Source organism: Psychrobacter halodurans (genome assembly GCF_017498075.1).
GTDB classification, from domain to species: domain Bacteria; phylum Pseudomonadota; class Gammaproteobacteria; order Pseudomonadales; family Moraxellaceae; genus Psychrobacter; species Psychrobacter celer.
In genome coordinates this window covers 288,315-310,505 of record NZ_JAGBKN010000001.1, presented here as the reverse complement: position 1 = coordinate 310,505, position 22,191 = coordinate 288,315, and the positions used below count along the sequence as shown (strand labels likewise).

16 protein-coding genes are annotated in these 22,191 nt (G+C 48.2%); 7 read left to right on the top strand and 9 right to left on the bottom strand.

What is annotated here, in order from left to right; genetic code table 11:
- Positions 1-194 precede the first annotated feature (194 nt).
- Positions 195-1,676: an ATP-binding protein gene (locus J3491_RS01200; RefSeq protein WP_207968919.1), complete on the bottom strand. Its 1,482-nt coding sequence runs from the start codon at positions 1,674-1,676 to the stop codon at positions 195-197.
- Entirely contained in the window at positions 1,673-2,383 is a 711-nt protein-coding gene (locus tag J3491_RS01195; RefSeq protein ID WP_075100675.1) for a heavy metal response regulator transcription factor, read from the bottom strand. Before J3491_RS01195 ends, J3491_RS01200 begins: the two co-directional genes overlap by 4 nt.
- A 254-nt stretch (positions 2,384-2,637) precedes the next feature.
- On the opposite strand from J3491_RS01195, the gene J3491_RS01190 reads away from it, so the two are divergent.
- From J3491_RS01190 to J3491_RS01170, 5 genes are all read left to right on the top strand, one after another.
- The gene (locus J3491_RS01190; protein WP_424108334.1) at positions 2,638-3,234 is read left to right on the top strand and encodes a DUF411 domain-containing protein; all 597 of its coding nucleotides are present in this window, start codon (positions 2,638-2,640) and stop codon (positions 3,232-3,234) included.
- A 55-nt stretch (positions 3,235-3,289) separates the two neighbouring features.
- Positions 3,290-4,993: a copper resistance system multicopper oxidase gene (locus J3491_RS01185; protein ID WP_100749887.1), complete on the top strand. Its 1,704-nt coding sequence runs from the start codon at positions 3,290-3,292 to the stop codon at positions 4,991-4,993.
- 163 nt (positions 4,994-5,156) lie between these two features.
- Complete coding sequence (locus J3491_RS01180) at positions 5,157-6,152, top strand: copper resistance protein B (protein WP_075100678.1); 996 nt, start codon at positions 5,157-5,159, stop codon at positions 6,150-6,152.
- 126 nt (positions 6,153-6,278) lie between these two features.
- Positions 6,279-6,749, top strand: a complete 471-nt coding sequence (locus J3491_RS01175; protein WP_100749886.1) for a DUF305 domain-containing protein — start codon at positions 6,279-6,281, stop codon at positions 6,747-6,749.
- 106 nt (positions 6,750-6,855) lie between these two features.
- Positions 6,856-7,596 carry a MauE/DoxX family redox-associated membrane protein gene (locus J3491_RS01170; RefSeq protein WP_100749885.1) on the top strand — a complete coding sequence of 247 codons (741 nt, stop codon included), beginning with the start codon at positions 6,856-6,858 and terminating at the stop codon, positions 7,594-7,596.
- 180 nt (positions 7,597-7,776) lie between these two features.
- Here the strand turns inward: J3491_RS01170 and J3491_RS01165 are convergent, their stop codons facing one another.
- Together J3491_RS01165 and J3491_RS01160 are read right to left on the bottom strand one after the other, a co-directional pair.
- Complete coding sequence (locus J3491_RS01165; protein WP_100749884.1) at positions 7,777-9,162, bottom strand: peptidylprolyl isomerase; 1,386 nt, start codon at positions 9,160-9,162, stop codon at positions 7,777-7,779.
- A 174-nt stretch (positions 9,163-9,336) separates the two neighbouring features.
- The gene (locus J3491_RS01160; protein ID WP_243456008.1) at positions 9,337-12,591 is read right to left on the bottom strand and encodes an LPS-assembly protein LptD; all 3,255 of its coding nucleotides are present in this window, start codon (positions 12,589-12,591) and stop codon (positions 9,337-9,339) included.
- A gap of 398 nt (positions 12,592-12,989) precedes the next feature.
- Between J3491_RS01160 and J3491_RS01155 the strand changes: the two genes are divergently transcribed.
- Positions 12,990-14,072, top strand: coding sequence for an aminoglycoside phosphotransferase family protein (locus tag J3491_RS01155; RefSeq protein WP_207968917.1), 1,083 nt, complete (start codon positions 12,990-12,992; stop codon positions 14,070-14,072).
- A 108-nt stretch (positions 14,073-14,180) separates the two neighbouring features.
- Complete coding sequence (gene murU / locus J3491_RS01150; RefSeq protein WP_207968916.1) at positions 14,181-14,924, top strand: N-acetylmuramate alpha-1-phosphate uridylyltransferase MurU; 744 nt, start codon at positions 14,181-14,183, stop codon at positions 14,922-14,924.
- A 117-nt stretch (positions 14,925-15,041) separates the two neighbouring features.
- On the opposite strand, the gene J3491_RS12095 is transcribed toward murU, so the two are convergent.
- From J3491_RS12095 to J3491_RS01130, 5 genes are all read right to left on the bottom strand, one after another.
- On the bottom strand, positions 15,042-15,158 hold the full coding sequence (locus J3491_RS12095) for a DUF2474 domain-containing protein (RefSeq protein WP_372046312.1): 117 nt from the start codon (positions 15,156-15,158) through the stop codon (positions 15,042-15,044).
- Between the two features lie 133 nt (positions 15,159-15,291).
- Entirely contained in the window at positions 15,292-16,308 is a 1,017-nt protein-coding gene (gene cydB, locus J3491_RS01145) for a cytochrome d ubiquinol oxidase subunit II (protein WP_075100684.1), read from the bottom strand.
- Complete coding sequence (locus J3491_RS01140; RefSeq protein ID WP_075100685.1) at positions 16,308-17,804, bottom strand: cytochrome ubiquinol oxidase subunit I; 1,497 nt, start codon at positions 17,802-17,804, stop codon at positions 16,308-16,310. The genes cydB and J3491_RS01140 overlap by 1 nt, the downstream gene beginning before the upstream one ends.
- A 502-nt stretch (positions 17,805-18,306) precedes the next feature.
- On the bottom strand, positions 18,307-20,742 hold the full coding sequence (locus J3491_RS01135) for an esterase/lipase family protein (protein ID WP_207968936.1): 2,436 nt from the start codon (positions 20,740-20,742) through the stop codon (positions 18,307-18,309).
- 236 nt (positions 20,743-20,978) lie between these two features.
- The gene (locus tag J3491_RS01130) at positions 20,979-22,091 is read right to left on the bottom strand and encodes a tetratricopeptide repeat protein (RefSeq protein ID WP_207968915.1); all 1,113 of its coding nucleotides are present in this window, start codon (positions 22,089-22,091) and stop codon (positions 20,979-20,981) included.
- Positions 22,092-22,191: the final 100 nt, after the last annotated feature.

Here is a 22,191-nt window from a genome sequence, read left to right as displayed (position 1 = left end):
CCTGTCACGCCGGGGGTCGCGGGTTCGAGTCCCGTCCGCTGCGCCATATTTAAAACGAATTTAGACTTTCAAGTTTAAGCAAGTTTCGCCTCAAGCAATTAGATTGTTTGGGGTTTTTCTGTGTCTGCAAAGTCTGTTGGTAGAAGAGCTGTTGGTAAAAGACAAGTATCCATAGCTGATTTGTTTGGACTCCACTATATTTGTGCCAGATACAGCTTAACACTCACGGCAAAGTACTCATGATCTCTGATGCGAATGCTGACAGTACCGTCATGGGCTTGAGCGATGGCTTGTACGATAGATAGCCCCAGCCCCGATCCAGCATGCATGTTGGTAGTGGTGTGATGACGATGAAAGCGCTCGAACAGCTTGTCTGCGTCTGCTTGATTGATAGGCTGCGCCATGCGATTGGTAATGGTGATAATGAGCGCTGACCGATGAGCTGTACTGATGTTAGAGGGTTTGATAGGTTGCAGCTCTGATGGGTCTTCGATGGCAGCGTCGACGCTAATGACGCTGTCACTGGCGGCGTAATGTATGGCGTTTGACATAAGGTTGGCAAACAGTCTTTGTAGTAGGCCTTCATCGCCCAATACTACCTCAAAACTGCCTGTTTTTTTAAAGAGTAAGCGGCGGTCTTCGGCTATCAGCTCAAAATAATCCAGTAGTTTTATGATCAACTCCTCAGTATTTACTGGCGCAAGCTGTGAGTCATGTAGTCCTTTTTGGGTTTTGGCAAGCAGCAGCATATTATTGATGAGGCTTGATAGTTGCTGGAGTGTGTCGTGCTGATGGTGTAGCTGCTCGATGTACTCTTCAGTATCTCGAGCCTTACTCAGCATGACTTGGGTTTGCGTACCAAGGGTGGCCAGCGGTGTGCGCAGCTCGTGGGCGATATTGTCCGAAAACCGCAGTAATGAAGCAAAATTACTCTCAAGTTTACTCATCATGAGGTTGTAAGACTCGGCCAAAGGCCGTAGCTCGCGCGGCATGTCACTGACGCTTACTCTTTCATCCAAGCGCTCTGGATTGATGCCTTGCATCTTTTGTACAATGGTGGATAAAGGCGCAAATCCCCAATAGACGCTCAGGGCTGCAACAGAAACCAGTAACAACGTAATCGCCAGTAAAATCAGGCTTAGCTGACGATTGAACTGTAAAAGGTACTGATGATGGACATCGATTGGTAAGGCAATCAAGGCCAGGATCTGCTCGTCTTTGATAAGCACCGCGCGGTAGTTTCGGTCATTGATTTTGGTAACAAATTGCTGCTCGTGATGCGTTTGCCATAATGACCAAAGGTCAAAGTCCGCGGGAAGCTCATGGGCAAAGCCACTTGGCGCACTGGACAGTCGATGCCCTTGTCTGTCAGTCACTAGGATTTTTAGATTATAGTCTGACCATGAGGCGTGCAGGTCATCAGGATAAAGTGGCGCTGAAGGCGTAGAGGACAATGGCAAAGTCGCCGTCGTGTGTTCATTGAAATAATCGGCACGTTTGCGCAAATTAAAGGCAGCATGTGTGATGATCTCTGAGTCCATTTGCTCAAAGTGGCCGCTGACCGAGCGTTGTACCCAAATATAAATAACGATTTGGGAGATGACGACAAAAATCGTCAATAAAAAAATCGTACGCCATAATAGTGGTAAGCGCCGATTATCAAAGCGGTATTTCATCGCGCGTTATCCGTCTCTGCTATGGCAGTATCTGCCGCATCTAAGCGATATCCCATACCGCGCACGGTATGAATAAGCTTGGTCTCATAGTCATCATCGATTTTGAGCCGTAGGCGTCTGATGGCCACATCGATGACATTGGTATCACTATCAAAATTCATGTCCCATACTTGTGAGGCGATGACAGAGCGCGGGAGCACCTCACCTCGGCGCTCTAATAAAAACTGCAACAAAGCAAACTCTTTGGCCGTCAGCTTAATGGCTGTATCGCCTCTATGCACAGTGCGCTTGGCGATATCCATCTGTAGGTCTGCTATCTGTAATATCGTGCTGTTATAGTCTGCTTGATTGGCGCGGCGCAAGAGGCTTTTTATACGCACGATCAGCTCGGCGAAGGCAAAAGGTTTGGTCAGATAATCATCGCCGCCGATCTCGATGCCTTTGACTCGATCGCTCAACTCGTCTTTTGCGGTCAAAAACAGCACAGGCGTCTGCTTACCGGCAGCGCGATAATTGCGTATCAGCTCAAAGCCGCTGATATCAGGCAACATGACATCCATCAGCACCACGCTATACTCATCGGTCATGAGCGCATGATAGCCATCTAGACCCGCTGTATGATGCTCAACGACAAACCCCGCTTCTGTTAGTCCTTTTTTTATATACTCGCCAAGTTTGATCTCATCTTCTACCAATAATACCTTCATCATCCCACCTCGCAGATTAGGTTCATAGCATAAGGCCATACTAAAGGATTCTGTCTGCTATGAACATCGATGGTGGCAAAGATGACAGGATTGTCATCTGCACGTCATCTGCCGGTCAGAATGGGGTCGCTAATATATAAACTATGGACGGTATCGGCCGCCGCATTTATAACGGCTGTTGACTTAGTGAAAGGCCGCCCGCTCTACAGTATTATCTGATACAAGGCAATGGGATAAAAAAGGATAAAAGCATGATGTTTAATACAGACCATAAGTGGTTGGGCGGCGTTGTTTTATTGACGGCGAGCGTTGGGCTGATGGCTTGTAGTCAGCCAGATGTCGACGCGGCTGATAAGCAAACGACGGCGAGCACGCAAGTACCAGTAGAGGCTATAAGCCCAGCGTCAAATACAAAAGCATCAGACATGCAGCCGTCATCCACCATTTTACAAAACGTCTCGGCCACCGTCTACAAAGATGCCAACTGTGGCTGCTGTAAAGAATGGATCGGTCATGCCGAGGATCATGGTATGACGGCAGACGGGCAAGATGTCAGCGACTTGGTTGTATTTAAACAGCGCTACGGCGTGCCTGACAATATGCGCTCCTGTCATACTGCGGTGACGAGTGATGGCTATGTGTTTGAAGGTCATGTACCAGCCAAGTATGTGGCGCAGTTTTTAGCAAACCCACCAAGCGGTGCGATTGGCCTTGCGGTGCCGGGTATGCCTATGGGCAGTCCAGGTATGGAGTATCAAAACAGATTTGATCCGTATCAAATCATGCAAATTAACAAAGACGGTAGCAGCACGGTTTATGCACAAATTGAGTCGCCGCAGCAGCAACTGTAGTTCGAAGCGTTTTAAAGATTTTAGTATTTATTAATTCCTTATTACGAGTCATCTTATGAATAATAAAAATACGCTCAACCGCCGTCATTTTTTGACAGGCTCCTCTGCCTTAGTAGGGGCATCCATGTTATCTGGCCTGCCAACGATAGCTAATAGTACTCTTGCATACTCGCAAAACAAGGCGGTTATTAACAGCGATAGACCCGATCATCAAGTGCCTATCTTGACGGGTGATGAGTTCGATCTATATATCAGCAAAAAGCCTGTTATCGTTAATGGAAAATCCAGTATGGCCACGCTGATTAATGACTCACTACCTGCGCCAACGCTGAAGATGCAAGAGGGCGATACGGTCATCATTCGCGTGCATAACCAGATGAATGAGCCGACCTCTATTCATTGGCATGGTCTGCTCGTACCTTTTGAGATGGACGGCGTGCCGGGTATTAGCTTTGATGGTATACCCGCCAATAGCACTTTTACTTATAAATTCAAACTATTGCAATCGGGTACTTACTGGTATCACTCGCACACGGGCTTTCAGGAGCAAACGGGTATGCGCGGCGCGATCGTCATCGAGCCAAAAGCCGCTGAGCGTTATCCGGTGGCAGAGGATCATGTGATTTTGCTCAGTGATTGGACGCACCGTGATCCGCATACGTTACTCAAACTACTCAAGCAGCGCGCTGACTTTGATAACTATCATCTGCCTGACTTTAAAAAACTCCTCTCCGATATTGCCGCCACCGATATAGAGGCCGCTTTTGATAAGCGCAAAATGTGGAATCAGATGCGTATGATGCCGACTGATTTTAGTGATTTATCAGGTGAGAAAACCTTTACTTATCTGATCAATGGTAAAACGACTAAGGCGAATTGGGCGCAGCTTGTTAAAGCAGGACAACCCGTTAAGCTACGTTTTATCAATGGCTCTGCGCAGACGATATTTGATGTGCGCATACCCGGTCTGAAGATAAAAGTCGTCGGTACTGATGGCAATGATGTCGCGCCAGTAGAAGTCGATGATTTTCGGATTGGCGTCGCTGAAACTTATGATGTCATCGTCACGCCAACTAAAGACGCCCATACTATCTTTGCGCAAAACATCGATCGCACCGATTATGTGACCGCAACTTTAGCCACTAAAAAAGGCGCTCGTGCTGCCACGCCTCAGATGGATGGTATCGAGTGGCTCACCATGGCCGATATGATGGGGGCGATGGGCGACAAGGGTTATGACGCACACCATGCCAAGACCGAGTATGACTTTAAGACCGATATGCGCGTCGATAGTCCGCGGATGAATCTCAATGATCCTGGGATTAATCTGCGTAACATCGACAGAGAGGTGCTGACGTATAGCCAGCTGCGTTCTGTTGGCAATGAGATCATGAGCGAGCAGCGCACACCCACGCGTGAGATTGAGATTCATCTAACAGGTAACATGGAGCGCTATATCTGGGCGCTCGATGGCATCATGTTTAAAGACGCGCCGCCTGTCAATATTAAGCCTAATGAGCGCGTGCGCATTACCTTAGTTAATGACACCATGATGAGCCATCCAATGCATCTGCACGGTATGTGGAGTGATTTGCGCGCGCCTAGTGGTGACTTTCAAGTCCGTAAACACACGATATTGGTACATCCTGCGCAAAAGGTGAGCTTTGATGTGACGGGCGAGGCGGGACGCTGGGCTTGGCATTGCCATCTGCTCTATCACATGGAAGCAGGTATGTTTAGAGAAGTGGCTGTTGTATAGAAATGGTGGAATTTAATTTATCTGAAGAATATACAGGTAAGAGTCATGGCGTGAGGCTGATAAAAATTTTCTTGCGTGCTGTGCCTACGCAGACAGAGGCTGCAAAAATTTCTAGCAGCCTCACTGTATTTTTTCAAAATAAATAGACTATATGAGGCTCATTATGAAAACCATTAAAAAAAGTCTGCCATTCATCGGCGTGTCATCATTCGCATTGCTAGCGTCACCCTTAGTAGCAGCCGAAATGAACATGTCAGATATGGAGCACAGCAGTATGCACATGTCGAATATGAACCATAGCGGTATGGATATGACAGATGATATGTCGAGTATGGATCATGGCGATAAGATAGATATGTCTGGTATGGACCATAGCAGTATGGATATGTCGGATATGGATCACAGCGGTATGAGTCATGACGATATGGATATGTCTGGCATGCAAGGCGGTGAGCCGCCAGCTGATGCGCGTAGTCCTAATTACTCCAATGGCATAGGCTATGGTGAATTTGGTAAGCCGGTGATGATGGGTAGCCTGCCGACTTGGGGCATATCGGTAGATGATTTGGGCTATCAGTTTGAAGAGGATGCCGTCAACTTTGAGCTCGAAGGCTGGTATGGTGATGATAGTCATCGGGTAAGATTGCGTACCGAGGGTAGCGCCGAGACCAAAGACGATAAAGCCATCGATAGCCTAAGCTCGCTGTCTTACTGGAAACCGCTTGGTGTCTTTTGGAACGGCGAAGTCGGCGCCGCTTATAATACCGAAAACGACAAATCAGCACTGATGGCTGGTATTACCGGCACGGCGCCTTACTTTATTGAGACGGATGCTAGAGCCTATGTTTATACCGACGGTCAAGTCCAGCTTGACCTTGGTGCAGAGTATGAATGGCGCTTAGACCAGCATTGGGTGGTAATCCCAGAAGCTGGGTTAACGGTATTTAGCAAGGATGATACTGACAATAACATTACCAAAGGCTTTAATGAGTTAGAAACTGAGATTCGGCTCACTTATGAGATGCTTAGTCGTCAGCTGTCCCCTTATGTGGGTTTTAGCTACGAGACAGCATTATCAGATACAAGAGACTTACGTCGCCAAAACAACGAAGATGTTGATACCAGTAGCGTCACGGCAGGGGTGAAATTTTGGTTTTGATTTAGACCCGCACTTCAGTCTTAGTCTATCAGTTTTGTAAAGGCGTGCTTACTAACTGCCTTAAGATTAATATAACGCTCATTACTGGCATCTATCCATATAGGTGTCATTTATGGAGATAATCACATGGATATGAATAATAATAAATCGCAAATGAACCCGTATCTGAAGTTTTTTTTGATGATACTTACCTCGACCATCGTCATGTACATCATGATGTACTTTAATACTTATCAATGGGATCACGTTTATTTTAGTGAAACGCGTGCCTATATGGCGCTATATATGGGCGCAATGATGGCAGTCATTATGCTTGCCTTTATGGGTAATATGTACAAAAAAACCAAAGTCAATTTGATGGTTTATGGGCTAAGTGTCGTGCTATTTGCCTTTGGCATATGGGGCGTGCGCTCACAACAAACCGTCGATCAAGTCGACTGGATGCAAGCGATGATACCGCACCACTCTATCGCTATTTTGACCAGTGAGCGCGCCGATATCGATGACCCGCGTGTTCGTCAATTGGCCGATGACATCATCAAAGCGCAAAAGCGCGAAATCGGTGAGATGCAGCAGCTGATAAAAGAGCTAGAGTAGTCGAGCAAAGGCAGCGGGTTTGACCGCTGATGTGTCCATATTCGTACTGACTACAACGTTTGCACACTGAGCTATCGGTGAGGATAAAGTAAAGGGAGTATTGAGCATGAAAACAGCAACCGTCTACCGTATGGTAAAAGCCGATCACGTTTGCCCCTTTGGGCTAAAGGCGCTCGATTTGTTACAGCGTAAAGGCTATGAGATTGAGGACAAACCCTTAACCCGCGATGCTGAGACGCAAGCGGTCAAAGACAAATTCAATGTTACTACCACCCCGCAAATACTTATTAATGGCGAGCGCGTAGGTGGCTATGATGACCTGCAAGCCTACTTTGGTAAAAAGGTTACTCAAAAGGATGGCTTTAGCTACACGCCAGTGATTGCCATATTTGCCACCACCGCACTGGCCAGCATTTCGCTGACTTGGGGCATGATCGGTACGCTATTGACAATACAAACGCTTATCTGGTTTATCGCCTTATCGATGATTGTGCTTGCCATTCAAAAGCTACAAGATTTAGAAAGCTTTACCAATCAGTTTTTGGGCTATGATTTATTGGCACGCAAAGTTGTGCGCTATGCGTATGTTTATCCCTTCGCCGAGGCTTTTGTCGGTATTGCCATGCTAGCAGGTGTGGCATGGCTGAGTATCATAGCGGCTGTCGTTGCGATAGTTATCGGCGGTATCAATGGCGTCTCGGTGTTCAAAGCAGTCTATATAGACAAGCGTGAGCTTAAGTGTGCTTGCGTGGGCGGTAACTCAAATGTACCGCTTGGTTTTGTGTCTTTGACCGAAAACATCATGATGGTCGCTATGGGGGTTTATATGCTGGTTAGGTTTTTATAATCGTGTTTGTAATCGATTGAATTAATAATAAAAATATAAGCGCTAGGTGTGTTTCTTACGATAGTCTGCCGCCTACTAAGCAACAAAAAAGGGTACAAGCGCTGGCATGTACCCTTTTTTTGACAGTGGTGTTTTTGTCGATATTTATACGACAGCTTATGCTTATATACCGATAGGCACTTAGCCAAGCACTTGGATATAAGCGCCCGCGCGTAGCTCTTGGAGCCAGTCTTCTTTTGCTTGCGGCGCTAGGCGTTGATACAGGGCTTGACGTGCCATATTGCGGCGATATTCGTCGCTGACGTCCTGCTGACGCTTGCCTTCGACTTGCAGGATATGCCAGCCAAATTGCGTTTTAAAAGGAGCAGAGTAGTCGCCCACGGTGGTGTTTTTCATCATGGCTTCAAATGGGCCTATCATATCGCCTTCACTAACCCAGTCCAAATCGCCACCACGTCCGGCAGAGCCTGGATCATCTGAGTAGGTCGAGGCCAAGCTTGCAAAGTCAGCGCCACTGCGTAGCTGCTCGTATAAGTCATTGATTTTTTGTTCGGCGAGGGCGTCTGTCTGTAGCTCATCGACTTTGACGAGGATATGACGAGTATGCCACTGCGGTACCAGCATGGTGTCACTGGCTTTTTTGTCAGCCAGTTTAATGATGTCGATACCCTCTGGTGTGATAAGCGGTGCACTGACGGCGCCCACATCGAGTTTGGTAATCTCGCTAGATAGCTCTGTCGGTAGAGATGCTGCTTTATGAAAGCCCATGTCGCCACCTTGGAGCGGGATGGAGTAGCTGCCTTGACTGGCGGCGATGGCCTCTGTGACATCGACATTTGGCGTAAGCAGGCGCGTACGTAGGGCTTGAGCGACTTTTAGCGCTTCTTCGCGCTGCGCCTCGGATAGGCGGCTATAGTCGTCCATATAAGGCACGCGCACATGAATGGTTTGGTATTCACTTTGGTTTAGGCGTTTGGCTTCAGGTGAGGCCAAAAACGCATCAATGTCTTGCTCACTGATGCGTACGCGGCTACTGATTTGGCGCTGCTGCAATGCCTGAATAGCGGCGTCTTCGATCAATTGCGCACGCAGAGCAGCATAGCTACCAGCTTGGGCAGTATCTAGACGCTGCTGCAAGGCGGCGATACTATTTAAGCCTTCAGCCTGTGCGATTTGGCCAAGACGTTGATTGATAGCGGCTTCATCAGGGTTTAGACCGATACGCTGGACCATGGATAATTGCAACTCACGCAAGATAAGGGCGTTTAGTACTTCAGACTGTAGCTGTGCTGAGTTGGCTATCGGTTCGCCCGCGGCTTGGGCGCGCGCCTGAGTTTGCTGGATGGCCTCAACCAATTCGCTTTTTAAGATAGCATTTTCATTGACCAAAGCGATGATACCGTCGGTACTGTTTACTGGTGTTAAACGACTGGTGCTGGTTGGATCAGCCGCTTGGACGCTCGCAGGCTTGACGGTTGCCGCTTGAGCACTCAAAGTGAGCGCAATGCTGGCACCCATAGATAGCAGTACCGCGCGGCTGGTCTGACGTACAGAAAAAAATCTCATGATGCTCCTCATCAATGTCATCGCATCGGATGGTAGTCGGTTAACTCTACCCAATACACTTAATAATCAAATAATAGACAGGGTTGTCCCTAAAAGCCTAAAAATACAGGGTTATAAATATCGGTACCATTGCCCCACAGTATCATTGCTGCGTCACATAGTACCTATCATGTCTTAGTCTTTCCAAGCGTTTTGTACAGGCTCAAAACCTAAGATTTTGTCAGAGAGCAGGCGGGTCAAACGGCTGCTACCACTGCCCAAACCATTTAGTCTAATCTCAGCCATCACCGCTTGGGTTGGCTCGTCCTTTACATTGAGGTCATTATAGTAACGACGACCATAAACTGCAAAACCAAAACAGCAGTCTTCGTAATCGACACCGACTAAAGAGTCGAGCATTTTATCACGGTTATAATCGTATTGACCCTGTGCCAATACTCGCCAATTGTTGTTGATAGGAAAAATGGCGGAGGCGGTAAAGGCAGACAATGGCAGCTGATCGGTGTTTTCGTCACGTTGACGCTTGACAAACCCGACGTTAAACAAACTATTATCCGATGGCTGATAACGCAGCTCAGTGGTCACATAATTTAGGTCATAGTCATTGGTCAAAGCGCCGCTGACATCGACCCAAAAGTTGTTATAAGGCTGCGTACTGGTATTCCACACCATTCCTGAAGACGAAGAGGTAAAGACTGGCTGCTCATTCTCTAAGGTTACGCGTCCATTGTCGATATAAAACTGCTCTGCAATGCTACCATCAAAACGTGTCACACCCGTTGCATCGATGTAACGATAATTTATACCCGGTGTGATGGCGTGCAAATCTTGCAGACGATCGTGACCTAAAAACCAACTGTCAGAAAATAGCTGCTCATAGTTGATAGAGGCGATACGGGTGTTGAAGTTTGGGATGTCGTTTTGATCTTTGTATGGCGAGTAGGTGTACTTTAAGCGCGGGCTGAGCAAACGGTAACCGCCCATGGTCTCATCAAACGCGCCAAATGGTGAGCCTGCTTGATAGAAGTTCAGTCCAGCGTCGATACTGGCCTGCGGTACAAAGACTGACTGGCTCCCATCTTCTTTACTCAGCTGATTGTCTGCCAAGCTGTCTTCGTCATAAGACGTATACAGGTGCTGGAGGCTGAGCTTGGGTTTGACATAGCCCCATGAGCTTTCGATAGGGTAGACGGCGCTGATTTTATTATAAAGACGTGTGCCGCTTTTTTCGTTTTCTGAGCCATCATCGATGGATTTTTTGAAATAAGCGGAGTCATGGCCGCCAGTTATATCAAAATTATTAGCGGTGGGCAGGCGATAGTTTACGCTTAGCTGCGGTAAGCGTGAATACGGTTTGTCCTTATCTTGCAACGCCTCGCCATCACCATTGAACGCATCGAGCGTCTGAAAAGTCTCAACTTTGAGCTCGCCGCTGACATAGTCGTTATAGTAGTTTAGGCGCGCCCGTCTTGGTAAGTTTACCGTACTATCAGATAAGCCAAGCGTATCAAAATCATCGAGATAATCTGAGTCTGACACGTAGCTATATTTGGCATCGCCGCTCAACCGCGGAATGCTCTTAGAAGACCATGCATGATCATAAAAAAAGCTACTGCGATCTTCATCACCATACTCTCGGTCGCTTGGCAAATAAGAGCCATTAAAGATACCTTCGCCGTAGCTTTCGGTCAAATAACGAAACTCACCTGATAGCATAGGATTGCGATCGGTATAGATGTGCGTGTTGAGCGTGGCATCATAGTTGGGCGCTAAGTTAAAATAATAAGGCACATCAACTTCTAAGCCGTTTTCACTACTGACACTGGCGCTGGGTAACAAAAACCCGCTGCTACGCCGACTGTCGATCGGAAAGTTAAAATAAGGCAAGTAAAATACGGGCACATCGGCGACACGAAAAGTCGTGTTATATGCCTCGCCGCGACCGGTGTCGGTATCTAAATCGATACTTTTGGCGTCAAATTGCCATTTGCGATTGGTCGGTGGGCAGGTGCTAAACATCACCTCATCGAGCTCATACTGCGTCTCATTGGGTCTGTTTAGCTGCTTGGCATAGCCGTGAGCCTGTAATTCGATACTGGCAAACGCCACGTCTTTGGCGGTGGACTGGCCTGTTTCGGTGTTGTAATTGAGGCTATCTGCCACCCCGATGAGGCCGCCTTGAGTCGCTTTGTCTGTCAAATTGACTTGGGTTTGGTTTGCCTTGCGCTGCGCGGCTCGCCTGCCAGTTGCCTTGTCCGTAAACATGACTTTGCCTTGCGCTGCCGCCACACCGCTGCCCAAATCCAGCAATACTTTGTCAGCTTCGATATGCTGGGTGCCTTGGTTGATAATGACATTGCCTGATAGCTCAGCATAGTCGACGTTGTCATAATAGCCGTAGTCTGACTCTGAAAATAGCGGCGCTTGCTGGTTTGGTATCTCACTGACATTCGGCGCGGTTTGTCCATTGATGCCGCCTGCTTCATTGACTGCCCGCTGATAATTGGGGTTGCGTTTAGGATAGACCCATTGACCTTCACAGCGCTGGGCACTATCGATTGCCCTAGGCAGCAGCTCTAGATTGCGGCCAACCTTTGAAATGGTTTGTACACTCGGCATGAGCGCCTCTGGTAGCGCGTTTGTTTCATCGTCTGGCAGACTCATGCTGCTATTGATGTTTGGTGCCGCTGTCTCAGTTTCAGGTGTAAGCTCATAAAAATCAGCCAACCGTTTGAGGCTGTCTTGAATACTCTCGTCGCTGTTAGGGGTATCAGTATTGTTATTATCGTTATGGGTATCAGCGCCAGCGTTGTAATGGATACTGTTACTGGTATTAACCTCAGGATTGGCATGGTGAGCCATAGTGGCTGTGGTATCGATATCTAGAGTGCTGGCCACTTGCTCAGGCGTTTGTAGGGAGGTATTGTCGGTATTAATGGTGCCGGTAGGCTCATCAAAAAATGTAACGCCGCCATACTGCGCATCGAGCGTGTCGGGTATCGCAGGGGCTGGCACAAATGCTGGCGGCAAGGCAGAGCCTGAGACGCTACTGTCGTCATTGCTATTGCCGTGGTTATTGATCGCTGTTGCCCCCAGTGACGGGCTTGGCGTACTGTCGCTATCGCTCGATGTATGGGCGTTTTTTGCACGGGCATTGTTTACAGTCGGATTTTTTGCGCTGGGCGTAAGAGCGCTTTGAGGATAACGGATATCTTGGTCAAAAGCATGGTGGGTGTCCTTTGCCGCGCGACTGGCAGCCTGATTTGCTGCTAGATAAGCAGGACGGTGCGCGCTATCCGCAGACAGTGGCTTGGTCGTTTGTGTCTGTGGTTCTGCCTCGCTGAGTGCGGCATTGACCGCAAGGCTCGATAAACCTAACGCGCCAAATAAGATCAAACGAATGCTTTGGTAGAGCGAAGAATATAGCAAGGGCACACCTATGATTGCAGAGCCGGTTAGATTGCGATACGTAATTGAGTGGCCGTATCTTTTAGGTACTGTCATACATCAGCGCCGACAGATTCACCTTATTATGCTAAATGATGTCAACAGTCAGGCGGTTTTACATATAATGACGACTAATCATAGTCAAAAAAAACCAAATCAGCTACACTATTTACCAAAAATTATAAGATGAGCACAGGCTGCTGCATTTATGCTCAGCAGTAGCCATCGTGCCAAACGCGCGCTTATCTACCGATAAGAGCGATGATGACCAAGATAGGCGTCACTATTTTAGCAAGGTTTTGCCAGACTTATCACTACTTTAGTTGTTGACCACCGACATTTACTTTTTTATAACCGATAATACGATTTTAGAGAGCCCTATGACCCAGCCGCTACCCAACAGCCGCCAGCAGCAATTGCACGACTGGCTACAAGCAGTCTTTACAGAGCAGACCTTTGATTTACAGAGTCTGCCAGGGGATGCCAGCGCGCGTCAGTATCATCGCCTGCAGCTGACAACAGCGCCCCAGTCGCAAGCGGCACGTTATATTGTCATGGATTCGGCTGATGAACAAGACGCCATGCGTCAGTTTATCAATGTCGCCAAATTGATGGCTCCTGTGATCAATGTGCCAACGCTGATCGCGCAAGATGTGGCAAAAGGCTTTTTGGTGTTACAAGATTTTGGTACGGTAGAGTTTGCTCATTTACTAGTTAAAGCCACACCCGAGCAAGTCGATCGCCATTATCAGCTGGCCATGCAGACGTTGGTCGCATTACAAACACTCTCTGTTGAACAAGCAAAATCTGAGCATCAGCTGCCTGATTATGACAGTGCACTGCTAGACCGAGAGATGGATTTGTTTAGTGAATGGTTTATGCCATATATCGGCGTGGCAGTTGATCCAAAGCTGTGGCGGGCGCTAAAAGCGGTATTGATACAAGAGATTTTGCAGCAGCCAGCAGTCGTCGTCCATCGTGATTATCACAGCCGCAACTTGATGCAAGATCAAGCCGATCACTCACGCTTGGGGGTGATTGATTTTCAAGATGCGGTGATTGGCGCTTATACTTATGATTTGGTATCGCTGCTGCGTGATGCTTATGTGGAGTGGTCTGAGCCGCAGATATCTGCATGGACGCGTGATTTTTGGCAATTACAAAAGCAAGCAGGCTTGAGCACAGCTGCCGATATCGCGCAGTTTGAAAACGATATGAATGTCATGGGTGTCCAGCGCCATCTAAAGGTGCTGGGAATCTTTGTCCGCCTATCGCAGCGCGATGGCAAAGATCGCTATTTGGCCGATATTCCGAAAGTGATGCGCGATTTTATGGTTGAGCTAGAATGGCTGGAGGCGCATGGCAGCCTGCAGATGCAGCAAGCGGTGACACCTTTCAATGACTATCTAAGAGAGCACATATTGCCAGCGTATCAGCGTCAGTTTGTGCAGCAGTATATTTAGGCCATTTTTAGCCCATTTAAATAACTACCGAGTGAATTGAAGGCACGCCCTAGGCAGTATTTAGCAGTATTTAAAAAGCAATAACAAAAACAAAAACACGGAGCGCACATGTCTGAGACCAACCAAGCAACGATTACCCAAGCAATGATTTTGGCAGCTGGCAAGGGTACGCGTCTGCGGCCGCTGACCTTAGAGACTCCCAAGCCTTTGATAGAGGTGGGCGGTCAGCCGCTGATCGTCTGGCATATCAAGGCACTACGAGCGGCTGGTATTACCGACATCACTATCAACGCCTCATGGCTCGCCGATACCCTGATAGAGAGGTTGGGTGACGGGGCGCAATATGGCGTGACCCTGCATTGGTCGGTCGAAAGCGATGAGCCACTGGAGACGGCAGGAGGGATATTTCAGGCGCTGCAGGCAGCCAAGCTACGAGATGAGCCGTTTATTTTAGTCAACTCGGATGTGTGGACGACTTATGATTTTTCGCAATTGATTGATTATAAGCTGGGGGCGGACCAGCGCGCGCATCTATTGCTGATTGACAATCCAGAGCACAATAGTGGCGGGGATTTTGCCATTAACAATGGTCTTGCCAGCGAGCAGCCGATTGATAATGCAGATAAATATACCTTTGCTGGTATCAGCGTGATGTCGCCAAGACTGGTCGATGGGTTGGCCTCAGGTCAGCCAGCGGCACTGGCGCCGCTGCTCAAGCAGGCGATGATGAAGTTTCAAACCACCGCCGAGGTGATAGCAGATAACTGGATAGACGTTGGCACACCTGAACGTTTGGCGCAAGTCAATGAGTTTATCGATGATAAAGGAGCCGCCAGTCATCAAGGCGCTTAGTGCTCACTGTCTATAGGACAATAAAAAAGCAGCGACCATTTGTGGCGCTGCTTTTTCGTTTGCTAAGGCATGATAAGCCATAAAAGAGTGGGCGACCCAACGCTAGGCGGCCATGAGCTAGACACCCATAGCCAGCTTGATCAATTGGGCAATGGTAAAAATCACCAAAAAACCCGCGATATATAGACCAATAAACCATGCCCATTGTGACTGCTTTTTACTGAGCTTTTTCATATTCGTCTCCTATCTTTTTATAGATACGCCATACGGGCGGGCGTAGTGACCGCCACCTTTTGCGGTGGCCTGTCACTTTTTAGCTGTCATTTCTCTGATGCTACTTGTTTCTGATTTAGCACATACAATACGCCTAGTACATATGCTCATGATCTGTCTTGCCCTTAAAAGTATAGTAGGCAAAAGCGGTATAACTTAAGATAATCGGTAGCATGATAGCGGCCCCAATCAGCATAAAGGATAGCGAGGTGTCCGCTGCTGCTGCTTCATAAATCGTCATTTCATACGGGACGATATAAGGGAAAACGGCAAAACAGACCCCGATATAACCCATCAAAAATAACGCCACCGTCAAGAGAAATGGGCGATATTCACGCTCCGTCTTTAGGTCTTTACGCATCAAAAAGGCCAAGAGCAGCACGATAATCGGCATGGGTGCCAAATATAGCAAGCCTGGGAAGCTAAACCAGCCCTCAAGCGCCTTGATATCAGAAAAGTACATAAAGCCTGTGACGACGACCATTGCGATGATCAGTGCCAATAGCATCCAGCCTGAAACCTTGCGTGCCCATACTTGTAAAGTATGCTCGGTTTTGATAATGAGCCACGTAGAGCCAAGGAGCGCATAGCCGATAATCATGGCAATGCCGCAAATGATAGAAAAAGGCGTGAACCAATCAAAAGGTCCGCCTGTATAGAGACGATTGCTTGCCTCAATCCCTTGTATCAACGCGCCCAACATCAGCCCTTGGCAAAAAGTCGCCACCACGGAGCCGATAAAGAAAAAACTGTCCCATACGTGACGACGTGAGGAGGCTTTAAAACGAAACTCAAACGCCACGCCGCGCATGATCAGGCCAAACAGCATAAAGATGACCGGCAGATATAAGCCTGTCATGATAATGCCATAAGCGACTGGGAAAGCTGCGAATAAACCGCCACCGCCCAGTACCAGCCACGTCTCGTTGCCATCCCAAAAAGGCGCGATAGAGTTCATCATGCGGCTACGGTTTTTGTCTGAGCCTGCAAAAGGAAATAAAATCCCGCAGCCCAAATCAAAACCATCAAGCAACACATAAATAAAGACAGATAAGGCAATCAAGCCGCCCCAGATCAAAGGTAAGTCTAATACATCACCGTAGTTAAACATTAGCGTAACCCTCCATCATCGACATCATCAGCAGGTGTATCGATATTTTCTTTTGTACTTTGATCAGGACTGCTATCACCGCTTAGTGTCCGTCCTTGACTCTCTGTGACTGAGTGCTCATAGAAGTTGTCCTCAGCGGGATCTTCAAACGGTTTTGGCCCCTGAGCGATCAGTCGCAAGATATAAAAACTCCCTGCGCCAAAGACAAACACATAAAGCACAATAAAACCAATCAGTGTCGTGGCGACTTGCTGAGCGGCGAGGGGTGACATACTCTCGGCCGTACGTATCACGCCATATACCGTCCATGGCTGACGTCCTGTTTCGGTGACAAACCAACCAGCCAGCAATGCGATAAAACCAAGCGGCGTCATCATCATCCACGCACGGTGAAACCAGACACTTTGTGGGTCATACTGTTGTTTTTTAAAGTATTTATACAGACTAAATAAGCCGACCAACACCATGAGCATACCAATACCGACCATAATACGAAACGCCCAAAATACAATAGCCACAGGGGGCTGATCTTCAGGTGCCCAGTTTTTGAGACCCTTAACCTCACCATCAAACGAATGGGTGAGAATCAAGCCTGAAACATAAGGAATGGCTACCTCGTACTTATTGGTTTGGTTTTCTTGATCAGGCAACGCAAACAAGCGCAGAGCCGCGCCGCGCTCATCTTCCCAGATACCTTCCATAGCAGCGATTTTGGCTGGCTGATGCTCTAAGGTGTTAAGACCGTGCTCATCACCAATCAACACCTGTGCTGGCGCGACAAATATCGCCATAATCATCGCCATACCTAACATGACACGGCCATGCTGACGGTGCTCTTTGTGCTTTTTAGATTGCAGATAGTAAGCACCGATACCGCCAACGACGAAGGCGGTGGTCAAAAACGCCGCCGTCATCATATGGGCATAACGGTAAGGAAAGGAGGGGTTAAAGATAATCTCAAACCAGTTGGTAGGATATAAGATGCCATCCGCGCCCAGCATAAAGCCCTGCGGCGTCTGCATAAAGCTGTTGGCAGACAAAATCCAAAATCCTGAAATTAGCGTACCGATGGCAACGATGGCTGTCGAAGCAAAGTGCATCCGCTTACTCACGCGGCCCCAGCCAAACAGCATAATCCCCAAAAAGGACGCCTCTAAGAAAAACGCAGTCAATACCTCATAGGCAAGTAGAGGGCCTAAAACGTTACCGGCTTTGTCCGAAAACACCGCCCAGTTGGTACCGAACTGGTAGGACATCACCACGCCCGAGACCACCCCCATACCAAAGACCACGGCAAATATTTTGACCCAATGCTTATAGACTTCAGCATAAATAGGCTCGCCGGTCTTTAACCAACGGAACTCAAGCACCGTCAGCCAGCTGGCCAGACCAATAGAAAAGGCGGGAAAAACAATATGAAATGAGATAACAAAAGCGAATTGGATACGCGCAAGCATCAGCGCATCGAGCTGGTCAATCATAAACGTAGCGAACATAAACGGTTACCCTTATCTGTTAGCTGAATAGCGCAGGCTTCCCTCAAACGCTCAAATAACAGTCTGCATACTGTCTTTATTTATATATAGGCAATAGGCAGATTGTGTTTCAGTATGGATTAGCGCGCGACCTAAATGATACATGGTGGCTAAGCTAACGACTGTTTAGCTGAATTAAGTAATTTATATCCTTATAAATTAATACATGACTGTTATGTGCTGTCAATATATTATGCGCCTCCCTCGGTACACACGCAAGCGATGCAGCACCCTGACGACCTACCTAGTAGTCACGAATATTTGGGGTAAAAAAACAGATAGATTCTTTAAAAACAACAATAAAAACAATGATTTATTTAAAAAAATCTGCGCTGCTATCAGGGCGGCTATCATGCCTATCTGTCACCGAGTGGGGTACAAATAAGCAACATGTTATCAGTTTGTAGCGTTTCTACTTTTCCTTACAGTCAGCTGCTCATTATCTGCGGCAACGGCTTGAGTATTATTCTTGTAATTGCTTGTGCAAGATCCGCCGTAGCGTCAAGATGGTCTGGGGGTTGCTCTGAATGCTATGACCCCCATTTATAATGGTCTCAGAAGCTGCACCGTCTAAGTGCGCACTGGTATAAGGCACGATGCCGTCTGATAGACGTTCAGTCAACGCTTGGCTGATGTTTTCATCGACGGTGACTGCGGCCACCAGCGGCTGTGTCGATGCTTTATTGTTAGCAGTATTGGCGGTGTCAGTAGCGCTAGTGCTGGTAGCGTGACTGTCTTTTTCTTCTTTTATGGCTTGTGACAAGTCGATTTTGGCATTGCCTGGCTGCATCTGTGCCAGCCCTTTGGTGATATCTGAATCGTTATTGGCGATGATGGAGTGATAAGTAATACGGTCATTGATGGAGATATCTCGGGTCAATTGAATAAATGAGGATTTGTCACTCAATTGGCTGGCACCGTTTTGTAGGTATAAAGCGCCAAGTGGGTTTTGTGCCAAGTCGCCTTGGGTGGCAATGGTCGCCAGATTGTCTGTGACTGTCTTGACCAGCCCAACGGGCAGATACACAATGCGGCGCAGCGCACGGGTAAACCAGCGGTCTGCATAATCGGTGCCGCGAAACGGCGCTGATAAAAACACCGCTGTATCCACTTGCGGTAAGGTTGTGAGCTCAAAGCGCTCTTTGAGCTCGGTCTCACCAAACGAGGCTTTAAGAGCATCGCGAATTTGCCGCTTTTCGCTATTAGAGAGCAGGTTTTGATCGTCTAAGCTGTCTAAGTCCTCGACCAGATTGTCGTCTGATAGCATCATACGGGCGATGACAGCGCCCATGCTGTGGCTGATAATCACGCTGTTTTTGCTGGCGCGGTTCTGCCCTTGCGGGTCGGTTTGGGCATAAGTGCTATTGATTAGGCGCTGGATTTGATAGCGGTTTTCTAAAATCGGTAGATTGGTGGGATAAAATATCTGCCAGACTTGATAGTTATCGCGCAGCTTATCATCGTTTAATATATCGTTGGTCAAGTTGACCCATGTTGCAGGACTAGAGGCGAGGCCGTGCAGCATAATCAGCACGCGCTTATCAGGGTCATAGGGCTCGAGCATAAACAGCTTGGGCAGTCGGGCATCAGGCTGGCGAGTGATGAGATTAAGATAACCGACACCGTCCAGCTGGTTTTCTGCCAACCAAAGACCATAGCCTGCCGAAAAATTGGCCGCGATGGGGTAGTTATCACCCAAGATATTGACATGCTCTGTTTGATACGGGTTATAGAGGTGGATATCGAGCGTGCGGCTGCTCAGCGCGTCTAAAACGCTATCGCCACTAGGCTTAATAAGACCAGTCAATAACAAATGGCCTGTAGGATAGATACGCGAGCTTGGGTCGCTCTCATTCTCATTGACGCTGTCGCTGTTTTGCTCATAGGACAAGCGCCCCGCCAACGACGACGCCAATAGTTGCCGAATCGTTGTGGTATAACGATCATCTAACGATGCCACTAGGCTGATGCCCAGCCCCGGACGTTTGCTGATAGAGTTTAGGCCAGAGAGGCGCAGCTCGTAAGTGGAGACTAGGTCAGCAAGTGCTGAGGCTTGCTTGTGCGCATTTTGTAAGTAGCTGTTTTCGTTTGGCAGATAGACGCCAAGCTGATAGTCATCAACGGCTATTTTCATCACTTTGACTTGGTCAGTGGGTTTGCCTGTGAGCGGTGATAAATTGGCGATGGCTGCTTGCTCGCTGCTATCACGCTTGCTTGAGGTGATGGGGAGGTATTCTATCTGTGCCTCGCCCATCAGTTTGTCCGTGCCATCAGCGGACTTGTACAGCTGAGTGATGATATCGTTGCTGGCCGCGTTATATATGTCTTGGGTCTGAATATCCGTATCATTGGGAATACGGTTTTGTTGCTGCGACTGTCCGCTGGCCTTATCCGCTCCCTCAAAATCGTGTACGAGCGCATCATAAAACAAATAGGTGTAGCTCGATTTTACCGCATCAAATAGCCGCTCTTGATAGTCATTGAGACAGCGACTGGTGTTTTGTTGCTGGGCTTTGGCGTCTTCTGCATTTAGCGGCGCATTGGCATAGTAGGGATCAAGCGGCGGACGAGACAAGGCGTCGCGGCAGGCTTGCGAGCGTGCCAGCTGACGGGCTTTGGCATAGTGTAGCTCGGCAAAAATCGCTAAAGCAGGGCGGTAGTGTTTATTTAGTATGCTATCGGTCAGCTGCGTCAAACACAGATCAAACTGCTGCATACAGGCTTGCTCGTTTAGCCCTGCAGATAGCAGCGCTGAGGCGGTGTCGCTACTCAGTTTTTTGTCAGTGACGATATTGCCGCGCTGGTCGGCGATGGTTTTTGCGGAGGTTTGTTTGTTGACAGACACCGTGCTGCAGGCAGGCAGTAGCGCTACTGCGACAAGCAAAACTGCTAGGGTCATTGACCGCGTTTTTTGATTGGTGTGCATCATCGGTTTGATAAGGCTAAGCGGCGTCATAAGTCAATCCCAAAAACGAGTATCAAAAAGGCGAAGGAGTGCCGGCAGGCGTGCAGATAAGTGTAGCGTAACTTTTGCGATTAGACTATTTATTATCCAGCAAAAAAACGCCTTCATTTTTAGTGAGAAAATGAAGGCGCTATAAGGGCTATCGGTCAAACAGGCTGATGTACAGTAGATTAGACGCTTGGTTTGACATTGATGTCAGGGGCAGGGATGTCCCAGATATAAAACTTACCTTCTTCGATAAGTTTGATTTGCTGAGGAATAATGTCGTTGTCGGGGTTCTGACTTTCGAGGCGACGCAGACGCTCCAAGGCTTTGTCACGGCGATCGCTAAGAAGGTCTGATTGTGCCAAGCTTTGCTCTGCTTCGGTGTAGCCCAACGAGACGGCACGGTCTAAGTACTTTTGACCTTCTTTAAACCCGCCACCTTCTGAGAGCATCATGCCATACAAGAAGTTGGCTTCGCCACTGTCTGGCTGAATTTTGATGGCGCGATCCACATACTGCCCACCGCGGATGGTATAGTCCGAGCCCAAGTCTAGGTTGCGGCCCATGCCATTGAGCTTCGCTGCTCGAATCAGTACATCATAAGACGCGTTCGGCGCTTTGGCATAAGGCTCAATCCACTCTGCCAACACCTTGATTTTTTCGCGGGTGTAGTGACGCTGTGAGCGGTTAGGGAAGTTGGGTGGGTAATGACGAGCGTTGGGTGAGACATCTTTGATAAAGTCATCGAGTAGGCTGACATCAAGCTTGTCATTATTATCGCCCGTCTGCTGCGGAATCAGTACCGTTGGTACAAAGCTGATATCAGACAGTTGTACTTGCGGAGTGGGGATGTTGGTCAGCTGACCACTACGAAGGTCGATGCCAGTGGCATTCATCGGACCTGGATCGTAGACACGTGTGGTACCAGTGAATTCAGGCGTCGCTGGTGGCCTGACGTCTTGTGGCTGCAACGTACTCATCGGCGGGCGGTTTTGTACGGTGGGTGGCTGCGGTGCGGTGACGGTTTGCGGCGCGGCAGCTTGAGGGGCTGGTGCATTGTTTGTGCTAGCCGCGTTATCCGCCTTTGGCTGAGCCAGACGAATGATACGTTTGCTTGAGTCGATGGGGCTCGGTACAGAGGCGGCGTTAGTGGCATCAGTCGCGCTGCTAGCAGCTTGTGCTTCGGCTGCATGAGCAGGCGCAGAGAGCATCATGGCGCAAGCGGCAGCAACGGCTGTCAGAGTTGCCAGCGCTGGCGCTTTGGGAGATACGCTGGTCGATAACGTAGTGGTTTTCATAAAAATAGATACCTTATTAGTAAGTCAATATTAGTAAGTTAGTGTTTATTAGTATTCATAGGTCGGTTGTTGTATGATTTTATAATGTAGCTGATGAGCA